At 37.1% G+C, this 24,657-nt stretch carries 20 protein-coding genes; 15 read left to right on the forward strand and 5 right to left on the reverse strand.

Annotation, left to right across the window (positions count from 1 at the left end; translation table 11 throughout):
* Nucleotides 1-712 precede the first annotated feature (712 nt).
* Nucleotides 713-3,772, forward strand: coding sequence for a TonB-dependent receptor (locus R2R71_RS15970; protein WP_316832278.1), 3,060 nt, complete (start codon nucleotides 713-715; stop codon nucleotides 3,770-3,772).
* Between the two features lie 10 nt (nucleotides 3,773-3,782).
* The gene (locus R2R71_RS15975) at nucleotides 3,783-5,408 is read left to right on the forward strand and encodes a RagB/SusD family nutrient uptake outer membrane protein (protein WP_316832279.1); all 1,626 of its coding nucleotides are present in this window, start codon (nucleotides 3,783-3,785) and stop codon (nucleotides 5,406-5,408) included.
* A 117-nt stretch (nucleotides 5,409-5,525) separates the two neighbouring features.
* On the opposite strand, the gene R2R71_RS15980 is transcribed toward R2R71_RS15975, so the two are convergent.
* Nucleotides 5,526-6,128, reverse strand: a complete 603-nt coding sequence (locus R2R71_RS15980; RefSeq protein ID WP_316832280.1) for a hypothetical protein — start codon at nucleotides 6,126-6,128, stop codon at nucleotides 5,526-5,528.
* A gap of 426 nt (nucleotides 6,129-6,554) precedes the next feature.
* Between R2R71_RS15980 and R2R71_RS15985 the strand changes: the two genes are divergently transcribed.
* The 5 genes from R2R71_RS15985 to R2R71_RS16005 all read left to right on the forward strand — a co-directional run bounded on the left by R2R71_RS15985 (nucleotide 6,555) and on the right by R2R71_RS16005 (nucleotide 12,553).
* Complete coding sequence (locus R2R71_RS15985; protein WP_316832281.1) at nucleotides 6,555-6,884, forward strand: hypothetical protein; 330 nt, start codon at nucleotides 6,555-6,557, stop codon at nucleotides 6,882-6,884.
* A gap of 7 nt (nucleotides 6,885-6,891) precedes the next feature.
* Nucleotides 6,892-7,170 carry a hypothetical protein gene (locus R2R71_RS15990; RefSeq protein WP_316832282.1) on the forward strand — a complete coding sequence of 93 codons (279 nt, stop codon included), beginning with the start codon at nucleotides 6,892-6,894 and terminating at the stop codon, nucleotides 7,168-7,170.
* A 1-nt stretch (nucleotide 7,171) separates the two neighbouring features.
* Nucleotides 7,172-8,818 carry a PepSY-associated TM helix domain-containing protein gene (locus tag R2R71_RS15995; RefSeq protein WP_316832283.1) on the forward strand — a complete coding sequence of 549 codons (1,647 nt, stop codon included), beginning with the start codon at nucleotides 7,172-7,174 and terminating at the stop codon, nucleotides 8,816-8,818.
* A gap of 179 nt (nucleotides 8,819-8,997) precedes the next feature.
* A complete protein-coding gene (locus tag R2R71_RS16000; RefSeq protein ID WP_316832284.1) occupies nucleotides 8,998-11,334 on the forward strand; it encodes a TonB-dependent receptor in 2,337 nt (778 codons plus the stop codon).
* Between the two features lies 1 nt (nucleotide 11,335).
* Nucleotides 11,336-12,553, forward strand: a complete 1,218-nt coding sequence (locus R2R71_RS16005; protein ID WP_316832285.1) for a DUF4374 domain-containing protein — start codon at nucleotides 11,336-11,338, stop codon at nucleotides 12,551-12,553.
* Between the two features lie 72 nt (nucleotides 12,554-12,625).
* Here the strand turns inward: R2R71_RS16005 and R2R71_RS16010 are convergent, their stop codons facing one another.
* Nucleotides 12,626-13,201, reverse strand: a complete 576-nt coding sequence (locus R2R71_RS16010) for a DUF1543 domain-containing protein (protein ID WP_316832286.1) — start codon at nucleotides 13,199-13,201, stop codon at nucleotides 12,626-12,628.
* A 26-nt stretch (nucleotides 13,202-13,227) separates the two neighbouring features.
* Nucleotides 13,228-14,937, reverse strand: coding sequence for an FAD/NAD(P)-binding protein (locus tag R2R71_RS16015; protein ID WP_316832287.1), 1,710 nt, complete (start codon nucleotides 14,935-14,937; stop codon nucleotides 13,228-13,230).
* Between the two features lie 177 nt (nucleotides 14,938-15,114).
* Between R2R71_RS16015 and R2R71_RS16020 the strand changes: the two genes are divergently transcribed.
* The 3 genes from R2R71_RS16020 (at nucleotide 15,115) to R2R71_RS16030 (ending at nucleotide 18,155) form a co-directional block, all read left to right on the forward strand.
* A complete protein-coding gene (locus R2R71_RS16020) occupies nucleotides 15,115-17,064 on the forward strand; it encodes a glycoside hydrolase family 97 protein (protein ID WP_316832288.1) in 1,950 nt (649 codons plus the stop codon).
* 84 nt (nucleotides 17,065-17,148) lie between these two features.
* Entirely contained in the window at nucleotides 17,149-17,811 is a 663-nt protein-coding gene (locus R2R71_RS16025; RefSeq protein WP_316832289.1) for a hypothetical protein, read from the forward strand.
* Nucleotides 17,812-17,984: 173 nt separating this feature from the next.
* The gene (locus R2R71_RS16030; protein WP_316832290.1) at nucleotides 17,985-18,155 is read left to right on the forward strand and encodes a hypothetical protein; all 171 of its coding nucleotides are present in this window, start codon (nucleotides 17,985-17,987) and stop codon (nucleotides 18,153-18,155) included.
* Between the two features lie 56 nt (nucleotides 18,156-18,211).
* Here the strand turns inward: R2R71_RS16030 and R2R71_RS16035 are convergent, their stop codons facing one another.
* Nucleotides 18,212-18,556, reverse strand: coding sequence for a hypothetical protein (locus R2R71_RS16035; RefSeq protein ID WP_316832291.1), 345 nt, complete (start codon nucleotides 18,554-18,556; stop codon nucleotides 18,212-18,214).
* A 119-nt stretch (nucleotides 18,557-18,675) separates the two neighbouring features.
* Here R2R71_RS16035 and R2R71_RS16040 point away from each other — a divergent pair, with 119 nt between their 5' ends.
* Both R2R71_RS16040 and R2R71_RS16045 read left to right on the forward strand, forming a co-directional pair.
* Entirely contained in the window at nucleotides 18,676-19,206 is a 531-nt protein-coding gene (locus R2R71_RS16040; RefSeq protein WP_316832292.1) for a superoxide dismutase family protein, read from the forward strand.
* Between the two features lie 99 nt (nucleotides 19,207-19,305).
* Entirely contained in the window at nucleotides 19,306-19,833 is a 528-nt protein-coding gene (locus R2R71_RS16045; RefSeq protein WP_316832293.1) for a biopolymer transporter ExbD, read from the forward strand.
* A 47-nt stretch (nucleotides 19,834-19,880) separates the two neighbouring features.
* Here the strand turns inward: R2R71_RS16045 and metK are convergent, their stop codons facing one another.
* The gene (gene metK / locus R2R71_RS16050) at nucleotides 19,881-21,131 is read right to left on the reverse strand and encodes a methionine adenosyltransferase (protein WP_316832294.1); all 1,251 of its coding nucleotides are present in this window, start codon (nucleotides 21,129-21,131) and stop codon (nucleotides 19,881-19,883) included.
* A 223-nt stretch (nucleotides 21,132-21,354) separates the two neighbouring features.
* Between metK and R2R71_RS16055 the strand changes: the two genes are divergently transcribed.
* The 3 genes from R2R71_RS16055 to pckA all read left to right on the forward strand — a co-directional run bounded on the left by R2R71_RS16055 (nucleotide 21,355) and on the right by pckA (nucleotide 24,377).
* On the forward strand, nucleotides 21,355-22,236 hold the full coding sequence (locus tag R2R71_RS16055) for a diacylglycerol kinase family lipid kinase (protein WP_316832295.1): 882 nt from the start codon (nucleotides 21,355-21,357) through the stop codon (nucleotides 22,234-22,236).
* A 16-nt stretch (nucleotides 22,237-22,252) separates the two neighbouring features.
* The gene (locus tag R2R71_RS16060) at nucleotides 22,253-22,603 is read left to right on the forward strand and encodes a translation initiation factor (RefSeq protein ID WP_316832296.1); all 351 of its coding nucleotides are present in this window, start codon (nucleotides 22,253-22,255) and stop codon (nucleotides 22,601-22,603) included.
* A 178-nt stretch (nucleotides 22,604-22,781) separates the two neighbouring features.
* Nucleotides 22,782-24,377, forward strand: a complete 1,596-nt coding sequence (gene pckA / locus R2R71_RS16065) for a phosphoenolpyruvate carboxykinase (ATP) (RefSeq protein ID WP_316832297.1) — start codon at nucleotides 22,782-22,784, stop codon at nucleotides 24,375-24,377.
* Nucleotides 24,378-24,657 lie beyond the last annotated feature (280 nt).

Genomic DNA, 24,657 nt, shown 5'->3' on the forward strand with positions numbered 1-24,657 from the left:
ATCATCTAAGGCATCTAAGGGCAACTAAGTGTTTGATGCCGGGGAAATTGTTAACCCGGTTTTCGGTTTCATATTATTCATCGAAGCAAGGGGCATTGAAATCTAAACCTGATGGACGCGGAAATCCTTTTTGGCCTGGCCGGGCTTGAAAAGCCGTCAAACAAGCTACCAAAAGATTGAAGCAAACAGCAGGGCTAAACTCCCCATGGAAGACTTACAACCGTTTACTAATATTTAAGGCGGTGATATCAACGATTAGTTTTTCTATAGTTATGCTTGAAAATTGAGTAAATAAAAGCTTTTAAGCTATTTAACATTTTAGTCGATACAATTAATATGTTTGTCGATACTCTTAGTGCTGTACTGTTTTAGCTCGTTTAATAAAGCTACCTTTAAAATCAGGTAAGCTCTGTATTGCCTTTGCTCTTGCTTATAAATAAAGCTTAAAGTTTGAGCGAAAAAAATTGCCAACTGAATAAAGGCTAACCAAATATTGCAAGACAGAATCACAAAAATAAATCATAAGATAAATTAATAACCTAACCAATTAGCCCATGAGAAACAGACACTAGAAACAACTAAAACCTTTTAGTAGGTTCTTAAAGGCGTAAAAAAAGCCGATGGTGTTGACGCACCAATCGGCAAAAGTTCAGCCTTAAATTCCACAAATCGATGAAAATTAATGTAATGTTAAACTAAACTTAACAAAGATATGAAATATTATAATGGGTCGGCAATAAAGCCCTGGCCACATTATTGTAAAATGATACTGCTATCAGTATTTGTTTTCGTAATTGCTTTTCCGGCGATCAATAGCGCAAGCGCCAGAACAGTTTCCAGATATAATACAGCACCTGAGCGATCGATAAATATCCTCAAACAAAAAAGAATCAGCGGAAAAATTACCGATAGTAAAGGAGAGCCACTTGTTGGTGTAAGCATAAGGGAGAAAGGTACTACCAACGGAACATCATCGGATAGTGAAGGACGCTATGCGCTTACCGTGCAGGATAAAGCTATACTCCAGTTCTCATTGATAGGATATAAACCTTTAGAACAATCGGTAGGTACATCTGCTGAATTAAATGTTCGTTTATCAGAGGAACAAAATGACCTTGTTGATGTGGTAGTAGTAGGTTATGGAACACAGCGTAAAGAGGATTTAACTTCGGCGGTTACCAATATTCAGGCGAAAGATTTCAATCAAGGAGCTAACCGTAACCCTCTGGATTTGATCCAGGGAAAAGTTGCCGGATTAACGGTTACACGTTCTGGTGGAAACAATCCTAATTCAAGCCCATCTATACAATTAAGGGGCGTTACATCTATTAATGGTGATATCAGTCCATTAATTGTTATTGATGGTATACCTGGCGGGAATATGGATTTACTTCAGCAAGATGATATAGAATCGATATCGGTTTTAAAAGATGGCTCTGCAGCTGCTATTTACGGTACAAGGGCTAATGGTGGGGTAATTATTATTACCACTAAAAAAGGGAAAAAGGGCCCCGTTCTTTACGATTATTCAACCTATTTTTCGAAAGATTTTGTAAGCCGCAGACCTGATTTTCTTACAGCTGCTGAATATCGCGAACTGATTGCCCAGGGCATTATTGATAAACAATATGATCACGGTTCATCTAATGACTTTTACGATATGTTATTAGATAAAAATAACCTGAGCCAGTATCATAACCTATCCTTATCGGGTGGTGGAGATAATTCATCTTACCGTGGAGCTGTTTTTTACAATGATTTAAATGGTATTGCTCTTCAAAATGGGCGTAAAAATTATGGGGGTAGGTTAAGCTTTAACCAGAAAGGTCTTCAGGAAAAACTTACTACACAGATTAACCTGGCAACAAACTTTAATGAAGCGAATTTATTAGGTGGTGGAACAAGCTTTGAGAGTGCATTAATCCAAAACCCAACAGACCCACTCTACAATGCTGATGGAAGTTACTATGAGGATGCAACAATCGCGAATCAAACGGCAAGGTTAAATCAGGAAAAAAGCCTAAGAGACCAGCAAACTACAGCCATTGATGGAAAGACAACTTTGGAAATCGTTAAGGGACTTAAGGCATCCATATTTGGCTCTTATCAAAGAAACGCTTACATCGACAATGTATACTATAGTCAGGATTCAAGAAGTTCTGTTAAAGGCACGCTCAATAGTACAGCAATAAACGGGACGGGTTATGCAAGTAAATCTACCTATCTGGAAAAGAATTATACGGTAGAGCCAACGCTCGAGTACAATACGGTTATTGCTAAGGATCATACAATAAGTGCAATAGCAGGATATAGCTACCAGTACAATGTAAGTGAGGCATTTAATGCAGCAACAGCAGGTTTTGCCAACGATGTTTTTGAAGAAAATAACTTAGGTGCAGGAACATTTCTAACAACTGGTAAGGCAAGTATTGGCAGTAGCAAATCGGATAACCGTTTAATTGCCTTTTTCGGCCGCATTAATTATAACTATAAAAACCGCTATCTGGCGCAATTTGTACTCCGCCATGAAGGTTCTTCAAGATTTGGTGAAAACCATAAATGGGGTAATTTCCCGGCTGTTTCCCTTGGCTGGAATATTACCAATGAGAAATTCATGGAAAATCAGAAGCTATTTCAAAGTCTTAAGATTCGTGGTGGATATGGTGTAACCGGAAATCAGGGTATTGGTAATTACAATTCAATTGTAACCTTAAGTACAGGTAATTACTATGTATTTAGTGCTGATGCCAACGGCAATGAAACCTGGAGCCAAACCTATGGCCCAAGTAAAAATCCAAATCCCGATTTACGTTGGGAAAAGAAAAAGGAGCTTAATATCGGTTTAGATTTTAGTATGCTAAAAAATCGTTTAAGTGGTTCAATTGATGTTTATGACCGAAAAACTGTTGATTTACTTGCGAGTTATAATACACAGCTTCCGGCTTATATTCAGTCGACTATTTTTACCAACGTAGGTTCTATCCAGAATAAAGGTATTGAGCTAAGTTTAACCGGAAATATTATTGAAGGCAAGGATTTTAGCTGGATTTCGACAATTACAGGAAGCCATCAACGCAACAAAATGATCAGTTTCTCTAATGATGTTTACAATATCGATTATATGGAATTTGGTTCAATTGGCGGTAATGGTGCGCTTGGTAACGCCATCCGTACAGTTGCCGGAGGAGATTTAGGTGAGTTTTATGGAAAGCGATTTGCTGGTTTCAATGCTTCAGGACAATGGTTGTTTTATAAAGCAGATGGATCGGTGGTAACCTCTGATAAAATCACGGATGCAGATAAAACCGTAATCGGAAATGCAATTCCGAAATACTATGCATCCTGGTCAAATACTTTCAGGTATAAAAAGCTTGATCTTACTATTTTCTTCAGGGGTAAGTTCGATTATGATGTACTTAATACGAGTGAAATATCTTACGGTAACCAGCGTAACTTACCAAACAACGTACTTGCCAGTGCATTTACAACCAACGCAGCACTTAAGGATACTTATCAATACTCAGATTATTACCTCGAAAAGGGCGATTTCGTTAAACTTGACAATGTAACCTTAGGCTATAACTTTAATCTTTCTACGAAGTTTATCAGAAACCTGAGAATGTATTTCAGCGCCAGAAATGTCGCTACGATTACCGGTTATAAAGGCTTAGATCCGGAAGTTGAGGATACCGGATTAGGTGGCGGTATAGAAAGCAGAAGTGTTTATCCGCGAACCAGAACATTCACTTTAGGTTTAAACATCGGTTTTTAATTAACTAGTTATGAAAAATTTAATCAACATAAAAAATATATTATTTGTGGTTTTGGTTTTATTCAGCAGTTCTTGTACAAAGCTTGATGAAACAGTATACAGCTCAATAACCTCTACCAATTTTTATAATAACCCTAATGAAGTGCTGTCTGCCGTTTTGCGTCCTTATACGCATGCAAATGCATGGGCGGCGCCTACGAGCCAAAGGAGTTATTACAGACTGAATGAACTTTCTGCCGACCAACTAGCCTGGCCAGTTAAGGGAATACATGGTTATGATAATGGCGATTGGATCAGACAACATTATCATACATGGGTAACAAGTGAAGATAACATTTGGAATCCCTGGAGTTTAATGTACACCGGAATAGGCTATTGTAACGATCCCATTAAGAACCTGCAGGAATACGATCTTGACCGAATGGGCATTACGGAAGCACAACGTAACCAGTACATTGCGGAACTAAAAGTATTACGTGCCTGGCATTACCTTAAACTAATGGATCTTTATGGGAATATTCCTGTTGTAACTGTCGTGGGCGAACCATTAAGTCCTCCTACACAATCGAGAGCCCAGGTATTCAGTTTTATTGAATCGGAGTTAAAAGAAAATGTTGGATTGCTACCGGTACTTTCCCAGCAATATGTTGGAAGAATTACCCAGGCAGCAGCTTATTCAATGCTTGCAGAACTTTATCTTAATTCATTGGTATGGACAGGAACCGAGCGCTGGGCAGATTGTATCAGTGCTTGCGATAAAATTATATCTGGTGCTGCAGGTGGTCAGGGTGGTGGCGTTGCTACACTTGATACTGATTTAACAACCACTTATAAAAACACCAATACTACGGCATCGAAGGAGAATCTTTTCGTTATTGCTTATAATTATCAGTTAACAACAACCAGGTGCGGCTGGAACAGTGATTTTTATCATTTTAGCCAGCAGTATATTTATGGTGGTGCATCGAATGGTAATGATGGTGTAGTGGTAATTCCGAGTGCTTATGATGCTTTTGCAAGTAATGATAAGCGCAAAACAACCTGGATGTTAATTGGTCCTCAGTATTATTATACCGACCCGACAAAGGCTGTTACCGGAAGCTACGAATACAAAAATCAGCAACTTGTTTTTGTAAATAATATACAACGTAACAGTGAGGGCAGCATTGTTTCCAACATGAACACCGGTGAAGAAAACAGTGGCGCCAGGTTTAATAAATACAATCCTGGCCCTTCTACCGATGCCAATTATTGGAGTAACGACTGGGTTTTATACCGTTTGACAGATATCTATTTCTACAAAGCAGAAGCACTGATGCGTCAGGCTGGAAATGTGGCTACCACAGAAGCTGTAAGTTTGATTAATGCCTGTCGGAAAAGAGCGTTTTCCGATGCTGACTGGAGCACTGCTGCTTATACAACAACATCGTTAACCATGGATGAGTTGTTAGCAGAGCGTGGCCGTGAATTTATTTTTGAAGGAAAAAGAAGAACGGATTTAATCCGTTTCGGAAAATTTACAACCGCAAGCTGGTGGGACCATACGCCAACAGGAAATGCTAATCTGAATATTTTCCCTATTCCCCAACGGCAAATAACCGCCAATAAAAACCTGGTTCAAAATCCAGGTTATTAAAATACCATCTCCATTACTTGTGCTTGCTGATAATGGAGGTTTTTATAGTGTTGCATCATTAACTTAATGATTTGCAAGCTTTCCTAAGCCTTAGCTGTTCAGCTAAGGCTTATTTATTTAGCGGTATAAAGCACTAAGGATACAATCCATTAACTGCTTTTTTAAAGCATTTATCTGTTTTAGGTATATAGGAGTAAGCTCTTCGAGAAGAATCCCTTCGTTAGAAACGGATATTTTAATAAGCGGCTCATCAAAAACCAGCGGTATGAAGTATTCAAGTGAGCAGGATTCTTTTTCTAAAACTTCAACCTGATGTTCCTTTATAAAATCTTCCGGCACCAATTCCAGATAACAGGTAGTAATGAGTGCTATATTTTGTTCGTTAGAATAACCAGCTTTCTTTGGAAATAGCCGTTTTCGGTTATTTCTGCTCAATGCCATCCGTTCTTCGATATGAAATCTTTTCCAAAACCAAAGAAAGTTTTCGAAATACAGCCTTTTAACAATTTCAGGTAATTCCGGATTTTGCGTGTACTTTGTAAATAGCATGGCAAAATGCTTTATCCAAACATGCCTTCCTTTTTCAAGCGAGCCAGAAAGTAGATTTAAATCTGATATCGCTTCGTATAATTGTACATCTTGCTGGGCCTCCCCATAAATCTCTTGTGCTATTGCCTTTAATTTATCGGCAAATTCTTCCAGCCCCGTGTTAATGTTCATTTGTGTGTGTTGTTGGTAATAAGAACGAATACCCTGATTAGCGTAAGTAAGTATTCATCTTATATGGGTGGCTAATTTATGATTTTGCAGTTAACTTTTACTGTGTTCGGAAATAAGCTTGCCAACCTCACGAATTCGTTACTTTCATCATTTTAGTTGAAACAATTTTGAAATAGAAAAACAATGTTATGCGCTTTTCATTCTTGCCCTAAACTATATGTAACTGGACTCATATATCAGATTTAGGATAAAAGCAGTAATTTTTAAAAATCGTGTAAGTGTATGATTTACACTATTATCCCGCACAACCACTTGTTTTTATTTAAATTAATTCTAAATAACTTTGTAAAACTAGCCCCTGTCTTTTATATTTGCAGAAAATTTAGGTTACGCTTTTACAGACGTTCGCCTAAACCAAACTAAATTATGATAACGACAGCCTGTTTATTATTGCTTTTTGCCTTTGAAATTTTATACCTGACATCCAAACAGTATAAGCAATCGAATTCTCCTTTTTGGGTAACTACAATTATCGCTAAACCAAAACAGTTCCGCTTAGGCGCTGCAATTCTGTTCATTATTGGGGGTGCTTTAATAATATGCAACATGGGATGGGCAAGCGGCTTCGTGGCTTTAATCGTTGCTGTTATGGCAGCGGGAAGTTTAGTAGTTGTTCTTCAACCTTTCCGATATATAGGTTTAATAAGTCTTTCTGCGCTTTATGCGGCAGTTTTGTTATTAGAAATTTTCATTTAAATTATTTATGCCCGCGAACAAGAAACACCTGACCAAATCTCCATGGCTTAGGCTAGCAAAAATCCTTACCGGAACCATTGGTGGCTATCTGGTTATGTTTACTTTTCATTTATTACTATGCAAAATCTTTCCAAAAGAGAACGTAGTAGCAACTTCTTTCATTACGGGTTATACGCTATGGGCAATCCTACTGCTCGTTGCTTTTTTAGGTAAGAAAGTTTGGAAAGTAGCCGGTATTTACCTGGTATTAACACTTATTTTTTCGGGCGCATATTTAATCGTATAAAATGGATAACAGAAAATACAATATATATTTCCATACGCATACCATCAGTGGTATCATCATTTGTGCATTACTCTACGTTATATTCTTTGCAGGCTCCTTTTCTTTCTTTAAGGAAGAGATCAGCGCCTGGCAAAAAAATACATCTTACACGCAGAACCGTAAAACTGTAAGCAGGGATTTTGACCACATTCTTGATTCGCTTTCACAAAAAAATAAATTGCAGGGTCGCGATTTTGATTTTTTCCTGCAGAAACACGATATGGGTGCTTATGTAAGTATGAGCGCTTCTAACGATACGACCTTAAAAAAGAAACCAAAAGCTAAACCTTCAGGACCAGCTAAAAAACGTGGTGGCCGTGGCAGAGGAGGTGATGAGGATTCAATGTATTTTAATTATGATTTCGCTCAACAAAAAGCTGGCGATTATGCCGATGCTTATGATATGGGTGAATTCCTTTATCGTTTACATTTTCTTGCGCAATTAAATGTTGTGCCGATCAGGCTTGGTGCACCTTTTGGCTATCTCTTAGCAGGAGTGGTTTCCTTTCTTTTCCTCTTTGCACTTATAACAGGTTTGATGCTGCATTGGGATAAGATATTTTCAAACTTTTTCACTTTTAGGCCGTGGTCTAAATGGAAAACTCTATGGACTGATTTGCATACTGCAATTGGAGTAATTGGCTTTCCCTTTCAACTTGTATTTGCTGTAACCGGTGTGGTATTGATTGCCAATGTATTTTTAATAGGTCCATACACCAAATATTTATACAAAGGAAACAGTGCAGCGATTTACCAGGATCTGGAGTATAGCGATTCTACTAAATTTGTTTACAGCTATAAGCCTCTACAAACTAAATTCAGCATTAATGATTTTGTTGCACAGACGACAAAAAAATGGCCGCACAGCAGGATTGCTTCTTTACAAATAAAGAATTATGGCGATTCGAACATGCACGTTATCCTAACAGCTAAACCACATGCTCAGGAGAGTTTCTCTGGTACAGGGAAAATCTTGTATCGTGTAAGTGACCAAAAGATTTTAAAGGAAATTTCACCGGTTAAAAGTTCTACTTATGTGGATAAGGTGAGGAGTATGATTTATCACCTTCACTTCGGAGATTTCGGAGGAAAACCACTACGCGTAATATTTTTTGTATTGGGTATTATGGGCTGCCTTGTGATTATTTCAGGTATATTAATTTGGCTGGTAGCCAGAGATAAAAATAACATCCCAAAAAAGAAAAGGGTCTTTAACTTCTGGACAGCTAATGTTTTTATGGCTTCCTGTTTAAGTATGCTGCCCGTTACAGCTTTCACCATGACGAGTTTGCTTTTCATGGAAAAACCTGGCCAGTCGGATATTTTTCATCTGTATTTTTATAGCTGGTTAATATTAGCGGTTTATTTTATCGTCAGAAGGAACCTGAGCATAACGAATCATCAAACATTGATTCTCTCTGCTTTATCTTGTATTGTATTGCCTTTGGCAGATGGGATAAAACGTAACAATTGGTTCTGGAATACCTTTAACCAGGGCAAATTTGATATTCTGTTTATTGATTTGCTATTCCTGATTTTGGGAATTATATCGATTGTTGTGCTTATTAAAATGAAGCAACATGAAAAGTTAAAAACTGTAAAAGCTTAATCCAGAAAAGAATAATTAATCAGAATATGAAATAATTTAACAAACGCATTTAAGTACCGGAAATAAATAAGTGCAAAACTGATTTGAGGTAGTAATACCAATAAAAAACCGGATGGCTGCAACCATCCGGCTAATCATTTGCTTTAAGGCAAACAAACTTCTAACGTCAATTAAAAGTAATGCAAATTAAGAAAAATTTGTTGATCGGAATATTTATTATTCTTTGCTCAACGGCTTATGCCCAAACGGGTTCCCTGGGTGGAACCGTCCTCGATGAAGCTGGCAAACCCCTGCCCGGAATCGCTGTTAAAATTAAAAACAGCAAGCTTTTTGCTCTTTCTGAAAATAATGGTAGCTATTTTATCGGAAAAATTCCGGAGGGAAAACATACCGTTCTTTTCAGCGGTGTTGGCTTAAAAAATCTCGAGAAAACAGTATCGATTCAGAATGGGGAACAAAGCACACTGGATGCTAAAATCCTTACTGATGCCCAGCAAATGGAAACGGTACAGGTTTACGGTAGGACCAAGGCTGAGGAAACTAACAGACAGGCTTTCAATGTAACCGCTATTGATGCCAAGAAACTTTACAACAGTACACTCGATATTTCAAGTGCTTTGGATCGCGTGTCGGGTGTAAGGGTTCGTGAATCTGGCGGTGTCGGGTCTAATTTTAATCTTTCTTTAAATGGTTTCTCCGGTAACCGGATCAGGTATTTTATCGATGGGATACCGATGGATAATTTTGGTTCTTCATTCCAGATTAACAACATTCCCGTAAACCTTGCCGACAGGATAGAGGTTTACAAAGGGGTAGTACCAATGTGGCTTGGCTCTGATGCACTGGGAGGTGCTATAAATATTGTAACTGCAGAACGTGCCGGAAGCTATCTTGATGCATCTTATTCTTTTGGTTCATTTAATACCCACAGAACCGTTTTAAATCTAGGTACAACGACCAAAAGTGGTTTCACGGTACAGATAAATGCTTTTCAGAATTATTCTGATAACAATTATAAGGTTAAGGTTGATGCTGCAGACATTAATACCGGCGCTTATACTGTAGATGCAATGGTAAAGCGTTTCCACGATACTTACCATAATGAAACTGTTATTGCCAATGTTGGGGTGGTAAATAAATCATATGCCGACAAACTTTTATTAGGCGTTACACTTGGACAAAACTATAAGGAAATACAAACAGCGGCCAGGATGGTGGCTGTTTATGGTGGTTTCCATACCAGGGGAAACATTATTATGCCTAGTTTAAAATATCGTAAAGCTAACCTTATAAAAGGCCTTGACCTTACCTTAAACGCCAACTACAATCTGGGCCGCGAGAAACGTATCGATACTCTTAATGGTAGGTTTGACTGGTACGGGAATTTCAAACCTATTGGTACCAACGGTGAAAACTCACGATCGTTATATAACTACCAGAATAATAATGGCCTGGTAACGGCAACCGCAAATTATGCAGTTTCCGAACGCCATAGTCTGGCTTTAAGCAATGTGTTAAACCTTTTCAACAGAAAAGGTTACGACGAGCTGAGACCATTAAATACTACTGATGAAGCCCCTAAAAGAACCAATAAAAATATTCTTGGTTTAGGCTACAGCTATGCGATAAGGGATAAGTTCAGTGCTACTGCATTTGGAAAATATATTTATCAGAATATCGTAACCACAAACACAGGCATTAATCAGCCGCCGATAGAGAAAATTGGCTATGGAACGGCCTTGACTTATTTCTTTAGCAGAAACTTCCAGGTTAAGGCATCGTACGAACTTGCAAACAGAATGCCTGAAGCAAATGATATTTTTGGTGATTTGGTGAATCAGGAAGGTAATCCAAATCTTAAGCCAGAGCAAAGCGACAACTTTAATTTAGGTTTTAGCTATGACTTTGCCCTAAATAAAATCCACCGTTTCGGTATTAATGCAAATGGAATTTATCGCTACGCAAACGATTTTATTTACACCCGTTTAAATAGCAACCAAAGTAAGTACGTTCCTGATAACAGGGATGGTGTACGTACCTATGGTGGAGATGCCGAAATACGGTACTCTTATAAAAACTGGCTTAATGCCGGTATTACAACAACCTACCAGTATTTGCAGAACATGCAAAAGGTAGAGGCTGGTTATACCGGGGTTAGTCCGCTTTACCTCGATCAGATGCCAAACATTCCCTACCTTTTTGGCAATGCCGATGTATCGGTAACACTAAAAGATTTGGGTAAAAAAGGTAATAGTTTAAACATTGGCTATAACCTCCTTTATGTACACGAGTTCTACTTGTATTGGCCAAGTTTAGGGCAGCAAAAGTATAATATTCCACAACAATGGGCACACGATGTGAACGCCGTTTACAGCATGGCAAATGGTCGCTACAACATTGGTTTGGAAGCAAAAAATATTACAGATGCCTTCCTTTACGACAACTTCAGCTTACAAAAACCTAGCAGAGCATTCTACTTAAACATCAGATATTTCTTTAATAAAAACCGTAATTAACATGAAAGTAAATTTTACAAAAGCTTTTGCTGCATTGGCATTAGCAACGACAATTGTTTCCTGCTCAAAAAAATCAGATGATGCGGTAGCAGAGAACCCAGGTAATTATATTTTAACCGTTACGCCTGTAGCTTCAACCGCTGTAGCAGATTATTTACTAACAGCAAGTAACCTGGAGAGCGGAACAATCTCAACGGCAGGTAATGGTATTGAGCAGGATGGAACATACAGGTATTATGTTACACACAATAACAAATTTTTCAGTATGTTATATGGCCAGGGTAACCCGGGTGCTGTTACCACTTACAATATTCAAGGTGGAAAATTAACTAAACTGTCAAACTTCCAAACGGAAACTGTTCAGGCATTTGCGCCTGTTAACAGCGACATTTTGTTAACTAAACTACCAAGATCTATTAATGCAACAGGTTCTACAGTTGCTACCTGGTACCAGGTTAATACCAATAGTTTATTAATCAGCAGCACAGGTACGGTTGATGCTTTGGCTCCTGGAAACAATGGAGAAATTGCTCACTTTAGCTGGTTGCAGCAAGTGGGTACAAAGGTATACGCTCCATTTTTCAGCATTAAAAACTCAAGCTTTTCAACTGATTTCCCTGATGAAGCATGGATTGCCGTTTATTCATACCCAGGTATGCAGTTGGAAAAAACCATTAAAGATAACAGAACAAGTTTTATCGGCCGTTATTTTACTAACGGATTAGGTGTTGTTGAAAACGGAGATACCTATGCCTTCTCTTCATCTGTTGCTACAAACGATTCTAAATTTACATCAACAAAACCATCAGCAATTACCAGAATTAAATCAGGTACAACTGAGTTCGATTTAACCTATTTCTTCAATTTTGAAACAGCATTGCCTGGTTATTACATCACCAACTGGATTTACTTAGGCTCAAATAATTTTGTAGCGCAGGTTCAGCCGATTGCTTCGAAAGGTGCTTATACCGCAGGTATAGAACTGGCAATTGTTAATGTTGTTGATAAAACAATTAAAAAAGTAACAGGCTTACCGGCTGATGTTAAGAGTATTACAACTAATAACTACACGCCAAAAGATGGTAAAACAGCTTATTATGGTGTAAACTTAACCAGTGGAATTGGCTATATCTATAAAATCGATGCAGCTACAGCTACTGCAAAACAAGGTTTAAAGGTTGAGGGTGGTACAGTTACTGCTGTACAACATTTAGACTAGTATATTTTATACACTCCTGTCGAAGGCAGTTAGATTTTCTAACTGCCTTTTTATTTAATAAGTATTCTGCTATTAGAGCTTATCTAGCTTAAAATAGCCCAAGTGGATTTCATCTTCCGTTTTATCCAAAGTTTCTTCAATAACAATGTGATAAATTTCCTTTTGATCAGGGGTAAGGATATCCTCGATTTTATAAATGTCATCTACATCGACGCCATATTTTTCGTCGATATGCGAATTGGCTCCTTTGATAGAATTTGTTTTAAAGAAAATGGTTTTCTTAGCATCCTTTACTGCATTTGCACGATTATCCTGAACACTTAAAACAGTGTAATGTTGCTCTTCCAGTTTACCAGATTGATAACCACCGAGATTAATGAAAAATAACTTACGCTCGGAGTGCATAGTGGCTTCATTCCTGGGAATTACTTTTACGTGATAACCATCAACATAATTTACTTCCCGCCAGCCATCGATATGGATACTGTTTCCTGCTTCGGGCCAGAAGGCTTTTATTTGAGGAACCAGTTCTTTTAAATTAGTGGCTATTGCAAAGAAATAATCATGTTGTTCTACATTTCTTCCTGGTGCTTTTGAACCTAATAAAAGCATGAAAAGCTTTTGGTTGTATTGCTGATCTATTTCCATTGCCTCTTTAACAAAATACAAACGGATCAGTTTTCAAAAATCGCTTTCGCAATTCTTGCGGATGCGGCTTCACAAAAATCGAGACCCGAATAATCAGGGTTATAGCCACCAATGTAAGGTACGGCCATCATAAAAATGCGTTCGTTCAATGCATTATACTTATCAACCACCTGAAAACTATCATTAATGGCAATGCCCGGCACATTCAGAAAGTAATCGCCCTTTTCATCTTTAACGATTTTTTTATTTGTTTTGGCGGCTACCATTCCGTTTTTATTATGCTCAAACTTTAACCTGGCTGCCGTTACGGTTTCTTCGCTAATTAAACTTTTATAAGGTAAATCATTTAATGATAAATGCGGCTGGCCAACGCAGTTAATGAACGTTTTGTAACGAATAGTTCTTCTGATGCCTGATTCATCGGTAAAATGATAAACGATTCCACCCTCAACTTTTGGTTCCTCTTCTCCGTCTTCCCCAACCGAAATAATTTCCAGAACGCCAGCTTCATGTAGTGCCAGCAATTCTTCAACAGAGCTTTGCGGTACAAAAGCTATTACAATCGATATTAATGGCATCAATGTTTTTTGCAGCCTCAACATATCCTCGGCCGAAAAGTACTTCGCAGGATAATTCATCGCGAAGCTTAAAACTGCAAGCAATTCTTTCCAGTAAACAGACTCTTCTTTATCAATCGATTCTTCAGCTTCAAAATATTCTGCCTTAAAAAGTTCAAAAGGATCACTGTTTGCCCGCTTATCCATTACAATAGCAACAAATTCTTCCATGGTAAGCGCTTTAATTATCTCGTAAAACTGAGGGCGTTTTTCTTTGAAGAGTTCCTTGAAATTCCGTTCGAAAACAAAATCGAGCGATAAAAAACCATTGTTTTCTGATTTGTTTTGTTCTACTTCCTCTTTGCTCAAAATCGAATCCTTTAAAAGATGTGGATCTTCCAGATGAAATCTCACTGCTGGCAGCATCCCGTTTCGGGAATGCATAACAAGTTTAAAATCTTCACATTCTACCGACCTTTCAAATAACAGCTTTTCATTTTCTGTCAATTTAAAATGACCATTACTGCGGGCTAAAGTCCTTATGGCATCGATGGCTGTTAGTGAAGAACCTTTTATGGCGATAGGATGATTGGCTTTAAATTCAAGCTTTGATGGTGGGTAAGGCGAGTCAAAATATCCTGGAATTTTACCTTCAAATTTTTCAGGCCAGCGGTGGCCCGTACAGATAACGGCCTTATCATATTCAAAGGAAGAATTATCACTACACTTTACAATAACCTTGTTTCTAACGGGATGATCTACAATATCCACAATCTCCTTATTGGTGTAAATCTCTATCGAAATTCCCTTGTTATCGGCTTCTTTTTTTAATAAATCAAATTGAGCCGATAAATACTGGCCGAAAAGCAAGCGAGGCATTACTTTGTAATCATTAAACTTTTCTGGATTGATGTTGAAACGATTGAGTGTTTGCGCTGGTAATGTGCCAATCCATTCTTCTACCGAAGTAACAAGTTCCGGAATTTCATTGCCCGAAACATTTGTAATATGTTCAGTGTTTGCTCCTGCCTTACTGTAGGGCATTCCTGCACCAAGTTGTGCGCTTTTTTCAAAAATATCGATACTAATATCTGTTCGGCCTGAATCTATAAGCCGTTTAAACATAAAAAGACCACTCGGACCACCTCCGATGATAACTATATTGTTGTTTTTTTTCAATGATTTAGCGTTTAATTGCTGATGAATAATTCAGATAACCTTTTCTGCAGAATAAAGTTTTCCTGAATGTAAATATCACGTTAGGCATTAAGTAAAACGTTTTATAGTAGCAGAATCGATATGATATTTGTATATATTTGTTTAAAGCCTTTTTAACCAGATAATTCTTAACCTTTTATGAAAATCAAATTATCCTTAACTGTATTATCACTTTTAGTTTCCTTTAAACTTTTCAGTGCTCCAATCGAACTTTTATCGCCCGATAAGAAAGTAAAAATAACAGTGAATTTAAAAGGTAAAATAACTTATTCGGTTAATGTTAATGGCGACAAAGTTCTTGAAAATTCGTTTCTGCAACTTGCTTTAGGGACCGAACAGTTGGGTGAAAATCCACAACTTTTAAAGAAGGTGATTTCAGCACATAACGAAGTTTCAAAACCTGTAGTTCCATTAAAGAACAGCACTGTAGAGAATAAGTATAACCTTTTGCGAATGGATTTTAAGAAGGATTACAGTGTAGAATTCAGGGCTTACAACGATGGAATAGCTTACCGTTTCATAACCAATAAAAAAGATTCAGTAATTGTTCAAAATGAGGATGTGTATATTGAATTTGCAAATGATGTTACTTCGGCATACCTGGAAACAAAGAGTTTTATGACCTCTTACGAGATTCTGTATCAGAACAAAAAATTGAATGATGTTGATGCACAGAAAATGAGTGTGCTGCCTATACTCTTCAATGATAAGAAATATAATGTTCTGCTTTCGGAAGCTGATTTATATGACTATCCGGCAATGTTTGTTAAAGTAAAGGATGGTAAATCAGTCAACTCGATTTTTCCAAAAGTACCCGAGGTTTATGCGCCAAATGGTGATAGGAATCTGAAGATTGTTAAAGAGTACGATTACATAGCAAAAACCACAGGAAAGCGTTCTTTTCCCTGGCGTTTTATGGTCATATCTGATAAAGCCGAAGCTTTACCTGAAAACCAGATGGTTTATAAGCTTTCAACAGCTAATCAGCTAAAAGACTTTTCGTGGATTAAACCTGGTCAGGTAACCTGGGAATGGTGGCATAATGCTTACGTTTATGGTGTTGATTTTAAGTCGGGTTATAATCAGGATACTTATAAATACTATATCGATTTCGCATCAAAATTTAAAATTCCTTACATCATTATGGATGAGGGCTGGGCGAAAACGACGTTAAACCCTTATGAGCCTAATCCAACCATAAACCTGCAGGAACTCATCGCCTATGGCAAGCAAAAAAACGTAAAAATTGTTTTGTGGTTTACCTGGCTCGCTGTTGAGCAAAATCCTGATGTGTTCAAAAAACTTGAAGAATGGGGAATCGCTGGAGTAAAGGTAGATTTTATGGACAGGAGCGACCAATGGATGGTGAATTATTACACAAAAGTGGCTAAGGAAGCCGCGAAGCATCATATACTGGTTGATTTTCATGGCGCTTTTAAACCTGCCGGGTTAGAAGTAGCTTATCCGAATGTACTTTCTTATGAAGGTGTAATTGGAATGGAGCAAAATATCTGGGGCGGTTTAGCAACACCGGCAAATAATCTTTTTCTGCCTTTTTTAAGAAATGCGGTTGGTCCGATGGATTATACCCCAGGTGCAATGCGTTCGGCTCACCCGAAAGATTATAAAGCTAACTGGATCAATGTAATGAGTATCGGTACGCGGGCACACCAGGTTGCCATGTACATTGTATTCGAAAGTGGTTTTCAGATGCTCGCTGATAATCCTGTTAATTACCTTCGGGAACCTGAAACAACCTCTTTTATAACCAGTATTCCGGTAACCTGGGATGAAACAAAAGTACTTAAAGCCGAAGTTGGTGAATATATAGTTACTGCAAAACGTAAAGATGAAGAATGGTTTTTAGGTGCTATGACAAACAGTACGGAACGTAAACTGGAGATTAAAACAGATTTTCTGACTAAAGGCAAAAACTATGAATTAACTTTAATTAAGGATGGTATAAATGCCGATTTTCAGGCGATGGACTTTAAAAGACTCACAATTAAACTAAAAGCTGGCGATCCGATTAGTATTGATATGGTTAAAGATGGAGGTTTTGCAGCCCGGTTAGTTCCCTTAAATTAACTTTACTGATACATATCGCTTAATTTGCTGTAGATGGAAAATATTCATTAACTTATTATAATCTAATCATTTATCTTAATCTTTATGCGCAATTCAATTATTTTATTCTTGTTGATATTTACAGGTGTAAATGCCAAAGGCCAATCTGCCAAAGACTATAAATTCGGTCACTATTACACAAAAAAAGGCGATAAAATTTCTGGATTTCTTTATTGCTCTTCCAACTTAAATTCTTTGGTGTATAAGCAAGATAGTGAAACGCCACAGCAAACTATTAATCTTGATGATGTGCAATCTGTTGTACTTGCATCAAGCAATGATAGCCTTGTAGTAAAAACACAAGATAATAAATCGGGTAAAAAATACCTGGCCACGCAGGTTGCTTCAACACCTGAGATGAACTTTTTTTGTAAATATACTGTTTATACTACTGCAGGTTCTCAGAGCATGAGTATGAGTGCAGCGCCAACAATGGCTGCTTCATCAGGCAGAGGTATTTACACGAATACCAATTCATTTTCGAGCGCTTCAGGTGTAACCGGTGTAGACGAAGCTTATTTTTATGAAGCTGGTGATACTACCTACGAATTGACAAAGAAAAACTACATTGATATCCTAAGTAAAGCCTTTGCTGATAACCCGGTACTAATTAAACAACTTCAATCTAAATATTTAGGATTTAATGATTTAGGTTTGATTTTTAAAAAGTACAACGAGAATAAAAAATCTGCTTCATCAAAATCATAAACTACAGGCGGCACCATAAATAAATAGGGTGCCGCTTGTTTTATCTACTTATTTACAAGGTTCATCTACTTTGGTTAGCCGTACAAAACAAATGTTGTTCATTTGGGTTTTATTGTTGAGTTAGGGAAATTAGCGCTTTCAAAAAATTACCTGAACTCTTTAAATTAATCATTATGAGTCAGGGAAGAACATCGGTTCAAATCGAATCAACAAATAAAATTATGGCAACATTTCTTGTTGCTCTATTGGTTTTTATCATTTTTACTTATCTTTTTGCACTAATAGAGCCACAAAGCCTCTGGATACAATATCTTGAGCAAAAACTAATTGCTAAAAACAGTTAATCTATTCCAAAATAAAAGCGGCATAAATTTCTTTATGCCGCTTTATAAATCATTTTTTAAGAGAATAACTCCTGTTCATCCCTGTTCTCTGTTGGTATTTTCTTAAGGAAATCATCAAATGATGATCCTATATTGTCTGAATAAATTCCATAGGCATCTAAAATATAGCCTATTTCTTTGTCTTCGTCCTCTGTTAAATAGAGTACAGAATTATCCGCAGGGTCAGAATCACCTTCAAAGCGGTATGTTTTAACAATCGTTAAATCTTCAGGTTTATAGATTTTACCTTTCTGGCTTTGCATTTTGCCATGATCGGTCATCTTTAACTCATTATCTTTTCCTTTCAGCCTCAATTTCTCCAGAATTTGACTCAAAGTGTTCATTGCAGTTGGCTGTTCCATTTTTTTAGATTTTTAGTAATGATTAAACAAGTAGTAACTGGAAATGGTTTTGCTGATTTTATTATATCGAAAACCAAATGAAAATCAATATGTTAATTGATAAACTAAATTTTTATAATATGAAAAAATATCTTCTAACAGTAGCCGTAGCAGGATTAGCATTTTTAAGTGCCTGTACAAAAACCGATAAAGAAATAGCTTCGGCTACATTAACTGAAACAGCTGATAATTCAAAAACAATTGGTACTGCGAAATTTTACGAGCTGAGTGATGGTAAGATTAAAATGGATCTGGAAATAAATTATGCTGCCCGTGCTGATAGTAATGTTGCTGTTCATTTTCATGAGCATGGCGATTGCGGTAATATGGGTGAAAACACACATGGTCATTGGAATCCAACAAAAGAAAATCACGGGAAATGGGGCTCTGCAGCTTACCATTCGGGCGATATTGGCAACATAATGCTGGATAGTAAGGGACATGGAGCCATTTCGGTAACAACTGACCGATGGAGTACGGCTGAAGGCGACATTAAAAATATAATTGGCAGAGGTATAATTGTTCATGGCGGAACTGATGATTATACTACTCAACCCACAGGAAATTCTGGTCCGAGGGTCGGCTGTGGTGTAATTGAAGCTATTAAATAACTGCCGAGATTGAATAAAACGAAGCGGTGAATAAAATTATCGCTTCGTTTTTATGTAATTTACTGCCCATTGTCATCATGTTTAAAAAACCTAAACATTATGGCAAATCTCGAAGTTTCCAGTAACAGCAAGGCTGTAAAGGGAAGAACTAAAAAAGAAACCCCAAAAGTGGATTTAACCGCTATGGTTGATCTGATGTTTCTGTTAACAACCTTTTTCATGTTAACGACCACGCTTTCAGAGTTAAAGGCTGCGGATGTAGCTAAACCTATTCCGGCAGATGTAAAAGATCCCTATCCGGCATCAAGGACAATGACAATTTTGTTGGGAAAAAATGGTCAGTTAGTACATTATATGGGTGAAACAAAAAGTGCAGTAATGAATGTTTGTAACTTACAGCAAATTGATAAGCAGATTACTGCAAATAAATTAAATGTTGCAAAAACCCACAATAACAGTCCGGGGAAATTTATGATCGTAATTATTAAGCCTACGAAAACAGCTACTTATAAAGATTTTGTAGATGTGGTAGATGAAATGAAGATAAATGATATAAAATCTTTCGCTATCGATGATGAGAATGTTTTAACGATGGAAGAAAGTTTTATGAAAAGAAAAGGTATATAATTTAAAAAGCCCCGATTTTTCGGGGCTTTTTAATTATAATGTTGTTATTAAATGCCGAAGGCTGCTTTAACTTTATCTACGAAATCTAATTTTTCCCATGTAAATAATTCAACGGTTACACTTTTTTCTTCACCATTCGGAGTTCTGAAAGTCTTGGTAACTGTTTCAGGTTTACGGCCCATATGGCCATAAGCTGCGGTTTCGCTATAAATTGGGTTTCTTAATTTTAAACGTTGCTCGATGAAGTAAGGACGCATATCAAAAATAGCTTCTACTTTCTTGCTGATTTCACCGTCAGTTAAATTAACCTTAGCTGTACCATAAGTAACCACATTAATTGAAGTTGGTTTTGCAACACCGATCGCATAACTTACCTGAACTAAAATTTCATCAGCTAAACCTGCAGCAACTAAGTTTTTAGCAATATGGCGTGTTGCATAAGCGGCGCTTCTGTCTACTTTACTTGGGTCTTTACCCGAGAAAGCCCCGCCACCGTGTGCACCTTTTCCACCATAAGTATCAACAATAATTTTTCTTCCTGTTAAGCCTGTATCGCCGTGTGGGCCACCAATTACAAATTTTCCTGTAGGGTTGATGTGGTATGTGATCTGGTCGTTAAACAAATGAGCATACTGCGGATATTTAGCCTTAATCCTTGGGATTAAAATAGAAATCAAGTCTGATTTAATTTTAGCAAGCATCGCGGTTTCTTCATCAAAATCATCGTGTTGAGTAGAAATTACAATCGCATCAATTCTTTGTGGCTTATTATCATCAGAGTATTCTAAAGTAACCTGCGATTTCGCATCAGGGCGTAAATAGGTGATTTCTTTATTTTCTCTTCTCAGGTTAGCTAGCTCGATTAATAAAGCGTGAGATAAATCAAGCGCCAAAGGCATGTAATTTTCAGTTTCGTTAGTAGCGTAACCGAACATCATTCCCTGGTCGCCGGCACCTTGCTCTTCTTTCGTCGTTCTGTCTACACCCTGATTAATATCCTGTGATTGCTCATGAATTGCAGATAAAATACCGCAAGAATTTGCTTCGAACATATACTCGCTTTTGGTGTAACCAATTTTCTTGATTACGTCACGGGCAATTTGTTGAACATCAAGGTAGGTTTTAGACTTTACTTCACCGGCTAAAATAACCTGTCCTGTAGTAACTAAAGTTTCGCAGGCAACCTTCGATTCTGCGTCGAAAGCTAAAAAGTTATCAATTAAAGCGTCAGAAATTTGATCGGCAATTTTATCCGGGTGACCTTCAGAAACTGATTCTGATGTAAATAAATACGACATTTACTAAATAATTAGAATGAAAATAAACAATTTAATAAGTGCTAACAACTGCCTGGAACAGGTCTTGCTTGTGTAAAGGAAGGCATTAGCAATTTTTTTAAGTGGTTGCAATCCGGTCCCGATGATGCGGGATAGCAAATCAATCCACTTTTAATGTTGCAAAATTAGCATATTTTCTTTATTTCAAAAATTATAGATTATTTTGTATTCTCATTCTAAAGCTTTGCAAGTCAAAACAAATATTCTATTCGTAATCAATCCGATATCAGGAGGAAAGGCTAAAATTCGTATTCCTGCGCTTATTGATAAATATCTGGATAAAGAAAAGTTTAATGCTAACTTCCTTTTGACAGAATATCCCGGGCATGCAACAGAGATTGTAGAAGAAGCGATCGCCAAAAATTTTGACATAATTGTGGCAGCCGGGGGAGACGGAACCATTAATGAGGTTGCTTCAAAAGTGCTTGAGCATGGTAAAATCCTTGGTATTTTACCGCTGGGTTCGGGTAATGGCCTTGCAAGGTTTTTAAATATACCTCAAAATTTAAAAGAAGCTATTTTGTTAATCAACCGGCTTAAAACCGATAGAATTGATTCAGCCTACTTCAACAATAAGTGTTTTTTCAATTTGGCGGGGATGGGTTTCGACGCCCATTTAAGTGCAGCATTTTCAAAAGATAAGAAAAGAGGCTTGGCAGGCTATGTAAAGTTAAGTTTAAAAGAGGTTTTCAGTTATAAAGATGAAGTTTACCAGATTAATATCGATGGTGTTGACTATGAAAGAAAGGCCTTCGCACTTACCATTGCCAATTCATCACAATATGGAAACAATGTTTACATCGCACCCGATGCTTCAGTAAAAGATGGTTTACTGGATGTTTGCATTATTAAACCGTTTTCGGTACTAAAATTACCAGTGCTGAGTTATGTTATGTTAAAGGGATCAGCAGAAACTTCAGATATGATTGAAATCATAAAAGGTAGAAATATTAAAATTTCAAGGGAAAAGGAAGGCCCGGTTCATGTTGATGGGGAACCTTTAAAAATGGGAAAGAAAATCGAAATAAATATAAACCCTCTTTCATTACACGTAATAGTGCCCTAACTTCCCATTCAATATTATGAAACAAAAAAAGAATAGCTTAAGCGATTTAGGTGGAATTATGTATTCTACAAATCCTGATTTCGAATATGAACAGGAAACAGATGATACGGTTACTTTACCCAACCAACAACAGGATTTAAGGGTAATGCTCGATAAGAAAAATCGTGGAGGTAAAGCCGTAACCTTAATTACAGGTTATAAAGGAAAAACGGAAGATTTAGAAGTTTTGGGCAAAATGCTTAAAAATAAATGTGGTGTTGGTGGCTCTGTAAAAGATGGTGAAATTCTTATTCAGGGTGATGTTCGGGATAAAGTAATGCTTATTCTTCAAAAAGAAGGTTTTAAAGCTAAAAAAGCTGGTGGTTAAATCGATGCCTTAGTGTATTTTTTTAATTTTTTTATCGCTTTTTAAATTGATTTAGTAATCTGATTATCAATTATTTAAATCATAGTGTATAAGCTACAATATGTAAAAAAAGCATTTAAAATATTTGATTCTTCCATAAAAATCTCTTTACATTTGCTCCACTAACTAACTTATTGTTATGAGCAAAATTGAACTGCAATCGCCAGATTTAAGCTACTTAAATCTACAGGATGAGGTATGTGTAAAATATCAGCTTTCAGCCGCTGAATTGGTTAAAGAAGCACTTCAAAATAATGAAGGGGTTTTAGCTTCTTCAGGTGCACTGGCTGTAGATACAGGCAAGTTTACCGGGCGTTCGCCTAAAGACAAGTTTATCGTTTATGACGATATTACGGCCAACAATGTTTGGTGGGGCGATATCAATATCAGATTCAGTTCGGAAAACTTTGATAATCTCTTCAATAAAATGACTGCTTGGTTTAATAACAGAACTGTTTATGTTAGAGATGCTGAAGCATGTGCAAATCCGGATTACGCTATTTCGATAAGGGTTATAACAGAAACAGCTTATCAAAATCTTTTTGCTAATAACCTTTTTATCCGTCCTGATGAAAAAAACTTAGGAAAAACACCTGAGTGGACAGTTATTGCTGCGCCAGGCTTTTTGGCCAACCCCTTGGTTGATGGAACAAGGCAGGAAAACTTTTCTATTATTAATTTCACCAGGAAAATGATCCTGATTGGAGGGACAGGCTACACCGGGGAAATCAAAAAAGGTATATTTTCAGTTTTAAACTTTTTGTTACCTATATATAAGGATACACTTTCAATGCATTGTTCGGCTAATGTTGGAATAGATGGAGATACTGCCATATTCTTTGGCCTTTCCGGAACAGGAAAAACCACGCTGTCTGCAGATCCTCAACGGGCATTAATAGGAGATGATGAACACGGTTGGAGTGAGGATACTATTTTTAATTTCGAAGGAGGCTGCTATGCAAAGTGTGTTGATTTGACGTTGGAGAAAGAACCACAGATCTATAAAGCGATAAAATTTGGCTCTTTGCTTGAGAATATAAATTTTTACCCAGATAGTCATGATGTAGATTTCTCAAACATCGGCAAAACGGAAAATACACGTGTAGCTTATCCGATAGAGTATATTGATAATGCTGTTTTACCTTCGATAGCATCGGCACCAAAAAATATATTTTTCTTAACCGCCGATGCCTTTGGTGTGCTTCCGCCAATCTCAAAACTTAGCACAGAACAAGCTATGTTTCACTTTATGAGTGGCTATACGGCTAAAGTTGCAGGTACAGAAGCTGGCATTACCGAACCACAGCTAACTTTTTCAGCATGTTTTGGTAAAGCATTTTTGCCATTGCACCCTTCGAAGTATGCTGATTTGCTGGGGAAAAAGATTAGAGAGCATAATGTTAACGTATGGCTGGTAAATACAGGCTGGACCGGCGGGCCTTATGGCATAGGTAAACGTATGAAACTGAGTTATACACGTGCCATGATCACTGCCGCAATGAACGGAGGCTTGTCTCATAATAACTATAAGCAGCACCATGTTTTTAAATTAATGATGCCTTTACATTGTCCTAACGTTCCGGATGAGATTTTAGATCCATCTAAAACGTGGAGCAACCAGGAAGAATACTTCATAAAAGCTTATGAATTGAATAATGCTTTCGCAGAAAATTTTAAACAATTTGGAGAGGTGAAAACATCAAAAGTTGCCGAAGAAGCGTTAAAATTGTGTTAAATGCACTTTAAAATGCATTTTTTGGCCAAAAAATTTGCAATTCGATTTTTTTTTAGTTTTTATTGTGCAAGAATTGCCTCCGGCTGAGGCAATTTTTTTGTTATATACCCAGGCGATAAGCGGAAAACTAAAAAGTTAAGTAACGATTTAATTGTTTATTGATTTATTAATTTGTAATTTAAAATCAATTTATAAATTTGTTTTCGCAACAAAAACAGGTAGACTTACGTTGTGTGTAATACAAAAGAAAAAAACAGCTAAAAATTAAAAACAAGAACTA

The sequence above is a fragment of the Pedobacter aquatilis genome, assembly GCF_032678405.1.
GTDB classification, from domain to species: domain Bacteria; phylum Bacteroidota; class Bacteroidia; order Sphingobacteriales; family Sphingobacteriaceae; genus Pedobacter; species Pedobacter aquatilis_A.

Bases quoted from the DNA above. Each gene is read 5' to 3' on its own strand.
- R2R71_RS15970 (WP_316832278.1), top strand. From the start codon at position 713: ATGAAATATTATAATGGGTCGGCAATAAAGCCCTGGCCACATTATTGT.
- R2R71_RS15975 (WP_316832279.1), top strand. From the start codon at position 3,783: ATGAAAAATTTAATCAACATAAAAAATATATTATTTGTGGTTTTGGTT.
- R2R71_RS15980 (WP_316832280.1), bottom strand. From the start codon at position 6,128: ATGAACATTAACACGGGGCTGGAAGAATTTGCCGATAAATTAAAGGCA.
- R2R71_RS15985 (WP_316832281.1), top strand. From the start codon at position 6,555: ATGATAACGACAGCCTGTTTATTATTGCTTTTTGCCTTTGAAATTTTA.
- R2R71_RS15990 (WP_316832282.1), top strand. From the start codon at position 6,892: ATGCCCGCGAACAAGAAACACCTGACCAAATCTCCATGGCTTAGGCTA.
- R2R71_RS15995 (WP_316832283.1), top strand. From the start codon at position 7,172: ATGGATAACAGAAAATACAATATATATTTCCATACGCATACCATCAGT.
- R2R71_RS16000 (WP_316832284.1), top strand. From the start codon at position 8,998: ATGCAAATTAAGAAAAATTTGTTGATCGGAATATTTATTATTCTTTGC.
- R2R71_RS16005 (WP_316832285.1), top strand. From the start codon at position 11,336: ATGAAAGTAAATTTTACAAAAGCTTTTGCTGCATTGGCATTAGCAACG.
- R2R71_RS16010 (WP_316832286.1), bottom strand. From the start codon at position 13,201: ATGGAAATAGATCAGCAATACAACCAAAAGCTTTTCATGCTTTTATTA.
- R2R71_RS16020 (WP_316832288.1), top strand. From the start codon at position 15,115: ATGAAAATCAAATTATCCTTAACTGTATTATCACTTTTAGTTTCCTTT.
- R2R71_RS16025 (WP_316832289.1), top strand. From the start codon at position 17,149: ATGCGCAATTCAATTATTTTATTCTTGTTGATATTTACAGGTGTAAAT.
- R2R71_RS16030 (WP_316832290.1), top strand. From the start codon at position 17,985: ATGAGTCAGGGAAGAACATCGGTTCAAATCGAATCAACAAATAAAATT.
- R2R71_RS16035 (WP_316832291.1), bottom strand. From the start codon at position 18,556: ATGGAACAGCCAACTGCAATGAACACTTTGAGTCAAATTCTGGAGAAA.
- R2R71_RS16040 (WP_316832292.1), top strand. From the start codon at position 18,676: ATGAAAAAATATCTTCTAACAGTAGCCGTAGCAGGATTAGCATTTTTA.
- R2R71_RS16045 (WP_316832293.1), top strand. From the start codon at position 19,306: ATGGCAAATCTCGAAGTTTCCAGTAACAGCAAGGCTGTAAAGGGAAGA.
- metK (WP_316832294.1), bottom strand. From the start codon at position 21,131: ATGTCGTATTTATTTACATCAGAATCAGTTTCTGAAGGTCACCCGGAT.
- R2R71_RS16060 (WP_316832296.1), top strand. From the start codon at position 22,253: ATGAAACAAAAAAAGAATAGCTTAAGCGATTTAGGTGGAATTATGTAT.
- pckA (WP_316832297.1), top strand. From the start codon at position 22,782: ATGAGCAAAATTGAACTGCAATCGCCAGATTTAAGCTACTTAAATCTA.